A 5,049-nucleotide genomic window follows, 5' to 3' on the forward strand; every position below is an offset into this window, starting at 1 on the left:
GATATTATTTCGGATGGCATCACCTTGGGATCTGTACAGGTGGCATCGGATGGCAAGCCGATTGTTTTGATGGCAGACCGCCAGACAACCGGCGGCTATGCGAAGATTGCAACGGTTTGTACGTTTGACATCCCGAAGCTGGCACAATGTCGACCCGGTGACCGCGTTCGATTCCAGCAGATTTCATTGCGAGAAGCGAGCAAACTCGCGCGGAAGGAGAAACAGCATGAATTATTCTGAGATGAGTCCGCGCGATGTGCGCGCCTTGATTCGAGAGAAGAAAATTACCGGTCCGACAGCAGGTATGAGTGCCGGATACGCACAGGCCAATTTGGTTGTGCTTCCCGCAGACCTTGCGTATGACTTTTTGTTATTTGCCCAGCGCAATCCGAAGTCCTGCCCGCTGCTCGAAGTCAGCGACAAGGGCAGTCGTACATTGCACAGCATTGCGCAGGACACAGATATTGCTAAGGATTTGCCGAAATATCGCATTTACCGCAACGGTGAGTTGGACGGCGAGTATACGGATGTGGAACAGTTTTGGCGTGAGGATCTCGTCAGCTTTTTGATTGGATGCAGCTTTTCCTTTGAGTCGGCATTGCTGGAAGCTGGCGTGCCGGTTCGTCACATCGAAGAGGGCTGCAACGTACCGATGTATAAGACCAATATCGCGTGCACACCGGCGGGTGTATTTCATGGCAATATGGTTGTGAGTATGCGTCCGCTGCCGTATGACCAGATTGTCAAGGCAACGCTGATTACCGGCGATATGCCGCGGGTACACGGTGCGCCGATTCATATCGGCAATCCGGAGGCAATTGGCATTCACGATTTACAGCATCCGGATTTCGGCGATATGGTCACGATAAACGATGGCGAAGTACCGGTATTCTGGCCGTGCGGCGTGACACCGCAAAATGTCATTATGGATTCTAAACCGCCGTTTGTCATTACCCATGCGCCGGGACATATGTTTATTACCGATGTAAAAAACGTGGATTTGAAATATTGATGAGGTGAGTACGATGAAGAAAGTAGATTTGAACTGTGATTTAGGCGAAAGCTTTGGCAATTATACCTGCGGCATGGATGAACAGGTGATTCCATGGATCTCTTCCGCCAATGTCGCTTGCGGCTTTCATGCTTCTGATCCGCTGGTGATGCAGAAAACCGTCGCACTCGCCGCACAGATTGGTGTCCATGTCGGTGCCCATCCGGGCTATCCGGATTTGGTCGGCTTTGGCAGAAGAAATATGAATGTTTCACCGGCAGAGCTGAAGGCAATGGTACAGTACCAGATCGGTGCGCTGTCTGCCTTTTGTAAAGCACAGGGCGTCAAGCTCCAGCATGTGAAGCCGCACGGTGCGATGTACAATATGGCGGGCAAGGATGCCAAGCTGGCAACAGCAATTTGCGAAGGCATTGCAGAAGTAGATGATTCTCTGATTTTGTTGGGACTGGCGGGCAGTGAGCTGCTGCGCGCCGCTCGTAAGATTGGTCTTCCGAGTGCGAGTGAAGTCTTTGCTGACCGCGCGTATGAAGATGACGGCAGCTTGGTTGCACGCAGCAAGTCGGGTGCTATGATTACCGATGAAGATCTGGCGATTTCCCGCGTTGTTCGCATGGTCAAGGAAGGTAAGGTAGAGACCATCTCCGGCAAGACCATCTCGATTCAGGCGGATTCCATCTGTGTGCATGGCGACAGCCCGAAAGCACTGGCATTTGTCGAAAAGATCCGCACGGAGCTGACGGAAGAGGGTGTACTGATCGCCCCAATGGACGACATCGTTCGTTAAGCGAAAGGAGGAGACCGTTATGGAAGGTCGAATTGAAAAGGTGCTGCTCAGCCATTCCGGTCGCGGCATGGACATTCTGTGCAAGCATTTGCGCGAAGACTATTGCCGCGAGGCAGCAGCCAAGCTGCTGGAACGCCCAAAGGGAACGGTTTTGCTGACTACTGGATTTTACGTCAATGGTGCCGCTGAAACCGATGGCCCTCCGGGAACCATGGTGCTGGCAAAGGCATTGGAGAAAATCGGATACCAGCCGGTTATTGTCACCGATGCGTATTGCAAGGGATTTTTTGAAATCTGCCAGTTAGCGGTAGAGTATGTCGATACTCATGCAGATGCTGAGATATATACTAACCTGTTTGACGTGTATCAGCCGGTTGCATTGATTTCCATTGAACGCTGCGGAAAAAATCGCAAGGGCGACTATGCGAACATGCGCGGCGAGAGCATCCTCGATCATACGGCCAGAACCGATCTCCTTTTTGAACAAGCAGCAGAACGCGGTATTTTTACGATTGGTGTCGGTGACGGCGGCAATGAAATCGGCATGGGAAACCTCAAGGATGTCATTACACAAAAGCTGTCCTTGGAACCGTGCGTGGTACCGGTAGATCGGCTGGTCGTAGCGACTGTGTCTAACTGGGGCGCGTATGGCTTGACGGCGTATCTCCAAAGATTGTCTGGCAAGCGCGTATTCCCGCGGTATGAAGAAATTCGGGATTACATCAAGGCAATTGTCAAGATGGGCAGTGTGGACGGCGTGACAAAGAAGTGCACGCCGAGTGTAGACAGCTTCCCGCCGACCATTGAAAAAGAGATTGTAGACAGCCTGTCTCTATTGACGCAGACGGCATAATAGAAAAAACAGCCAAGAAAAAACGTGCGTATCTCGTTAGGGGATACGCACGTTTGTTGTTTGTGATAAACGCTTATTCCGGCGCCGATGCATCACCGCTCGGCAGAGCAGAATAGATATTTTTAATGGTACGCAGGACGAAATGCGTCTGCGTCTGACATACGCCCGGCTGATCTTTGACCCAGCGATGAATGACCTCTAATTCATCGGACGAACGACAGCTGACTTTAATCATGTAGTCATAGCTTCCTGTCAGATAGTAGCAGGAAACAACGTTGGGATGCCGCATGACTTGATCGGAAAACGAATCGTTAAATCGCGGATGCTCCAACGAAATCTCAATCAAAGCGGTGACATCGTTTCCGACCTTGGCGTCGTTGGTGATGGCAGTATATGAACAGATAATACCGGCATCTTCCATTTTGTGAATGCGTTCAATCACTGTCGATACAGACAGATGCACGGCTTTTCCGATGTCCGAAGCACGCGCCCGTGCATTTTGCTTCAGGTGTGCCAGTATTTTCTGATCGATCTGATCCATCCTTGGATTCCTCCCGCGTTCGGTATGAAAAAAGGCGGTCAACGCTTTGGATGCTGACCGCCATTGGTTTCTTTTATTATATCAGCCGGAGCAAATCTTGTCAAAACCCTTTTTCTTCAAATATCGGAAGACAAGCAGACAAATGCAGACCGAGAGCAGGGAACCGCTTGTCGTAGCGAGACCCATCGGGAACAGCGTGTCTGGGAAAAGAATCGACGTGAGATAGACTCCGGGAACACGCACAAGGGCAATCGCACAGATGTTGTGCAGGAAAGAGAATTCCGATCGGCCGCAGGCGCAGAAATAACCACTGAAGCTGAAATGAATGCCCGCGAAAATACAGTCCCAAATGTAGCCGCGCAGATACTGGCTGCCGAATACGACAACAGCAGCGTCTGCTGTGAACAAGCCGACGACAGACGGCGCGATGAACTGAATAAGCAGAGCGACAACAACGCCAAAGCTGACAGTGATACAGATACCGCATCGCAGCACTTGAATCGCGCGCTGCGGCTTTCCGGCGCCGATGTTCTGTGCACCGAGCGCAGAGATCGTGGACAGCATAGAAGATGGTACCAAGAACAAAAAGCTGATAATTTTTTCTACAATACCGACGGCGGCGGCATCACTGAGTCCGCGGCGATTGGCAATGACCGTGATGATGAGAAACGCGATTTGAATCAGACCGTCTTGCAAAGCAATAGGAATACCGATTTTCAGCACGCGACCCATCGCTTCGCGGCGCGGCTTCCAATCGCTTTTGTGCAGGGAAATGCCGGTGTCTCTTTTGCAGATGACGAGAAAGGCGATGATGACACTGAGTCCCTGAGACAGCGTGGTACCCAGCGCGGCACCGACAGCACCGAGATGCAGAGCACCGATGAACACATAGTCCAACACAATGTTTGCAATGCAGGCGATGGCAATGAAGTACATCGGGCTTCTGGAATCACCTAAGCCACGGAAAATCGAGCTGATGATGTTGTATGCGGTGATACAGGGAATGCCGATAAAGCAGACGGTCAGATAGGCAATCGTGCCGGATACTGCCTGTTCCGGCGTAGACATGATGGACACAATCGGTTTGACCAGTCCAAGAAATACTGCCATCAAAATAAGAGATGCCGTCAAAAATAACACGACGGTATTGCCGATGGTTTGTGATACTTTTTTCTTGTCTCCGGCACCGACTGCTTGACCAATGGTAACTGTGGTGCCCATAGCCAGACCGACAACCATAACGGTTATCATGTGCATCACCTGACTGCCGACAGAAACAGCTGTGGTGCTGGCAACCCCTTCAAATTGTCCGATGATAAACAAGTCCGCCATGCCGTACAGCGTCTGTAAAAAATACGACAGGAGATACGGCAGAGAAAAGTAGGCAATGTTCTTCCATACATTGCCGGCGGTGAGATTTCGTTCCATATGTTCCTCCATTCCATAAAAAATAGCCGGATAAGAGAACGATACTCTGTCAGTTCTCTTATCCGGTCATCCTATACGTAGAAGTAACCCTCGGAAATACTGTGAACTATCGTTATCTTATCCGGCCTTATACTTACGTTTATAAGTCCTCCGACAAAAGTATCATACAATATCTTTGTTTCCTTGTCAACCGCGCTAAATGCTTGTTAAATTGCCTGCTGCATGATTGACGTCTTTTTGTGGATATGCTATGCTTAAGGCAGTTGAAAAGGGAGTAGTTGCAAGGCACGTTGTCAACATCACGATTTGCGCGGGCAAATCTGGCAGGGTGCGCCTGAACACACAGGTAACAAGACTTTTCGGCAGCTGTTGTTATACGCTTCAGCTGGCGGAAGGTCTTTTTTTATTTGCCTTCCGCCGCAGAAAAACGA

General features: G+C 50.4%; 5 protein-coding genes and 1 pseudogene. 4 read left to right on the forward strand and 2 right to left on the reverse strand.

Annotation, left to right across the window (positions count from 1 at the left end; all coding sequences use genetic code 11):
* The 4 genes and pseudogenes from ACR0P9_RS07425 to ACR0P9_RS07440 all read left to right on the forward strand — a co-directional run.
* Positions 1 to 240 (forward strand): annotated as a pseudogene (locus ACR0P9_RS07425) (KipI antagonist); the annotation flags it as partial.
* A complete protein-coding gene (locus ACR0P9_RS07430) occupies positions 227 to 1,012 on the forward strand; it encodes a putative hydro-lyase (RefSeq protein ID WP_432618804.1) in 786 nt (261 codons plus the stop codon). The pseudogene ACR0P9_RS07425 and the gene ACR0P9_RS07430, both read left to right, overlap by 14 nt.
* A 13-nt stretch (positions 1,013 to 1,025) precedes the next feature.
* Positions 1,026 to 1,796: a LamB/YcsF family protein gene (locus ACR0P9_RS07435; RefSeq protein WP_432618806.1), complete on the forward strand. Its 771-nt coding sequence runs from the start codon at positions 1,026 to 1,028 to the stop codon at positions 1,794 to 1,796.
* A gap of 19 nt (positions 1,797 to 1,815) precedes the next feature.
* Complete coding sequence (locus ACR0P9_RS07440) at positions 1,816 to 2,649, forward strand: DUF4392 domain-containing protein (RefSeq protein ID WP_432618808.1); 834 nt, start codon at positions 1,816 to 1,818, stop codon at positions 2,647 to 2,649.
* 73 nt (positions 2,650 to 2,722) lie between these two features.
* Here the strand turns inward: ACR0P9_RS07440 and ACR0P9_RS07445 are convergent, their stop codons facing one another.
* Both ACR0P9_RS07445 and ACR0P9_RS07450 read right to left on the reverse strand, forming a co-directional pair.
* Entirely contained in the window at positions 2,723 to 3,190 is a 468-nt protein-coding gene (locus ACR0P9_RS07445; RefSeq protein WP_432618810.1) for an Lrp/AsnC family transcriptional regulator, read from the reverse strand.
* Between the two features lie 81 nt (positions 3,191 to 3,271).
* Positions 3,272 to 4,618 (reverse strand): MATE family efflux transporter, encoded by a 1,347-nt coding sequence (locus tag ACR0P9_RS07450; protein WP_432618811.1) that lies wholly within the window; start codon positions 4,616 to 4,618, stop codon positions 3,272 to 3,274.
* Between the last annotated feature and the right edge of the window lie 431 nt (positions 4,619 to 5,049).

The sequence above is a fragment of the Butyricicoccus sp. genome, assembly GCF_050872565.1.
Lineage (GTDB): Bacteria > Bacillota > Clostridia > Oscillospirales > Butyricicoccaceae > Butyricicoccus_A.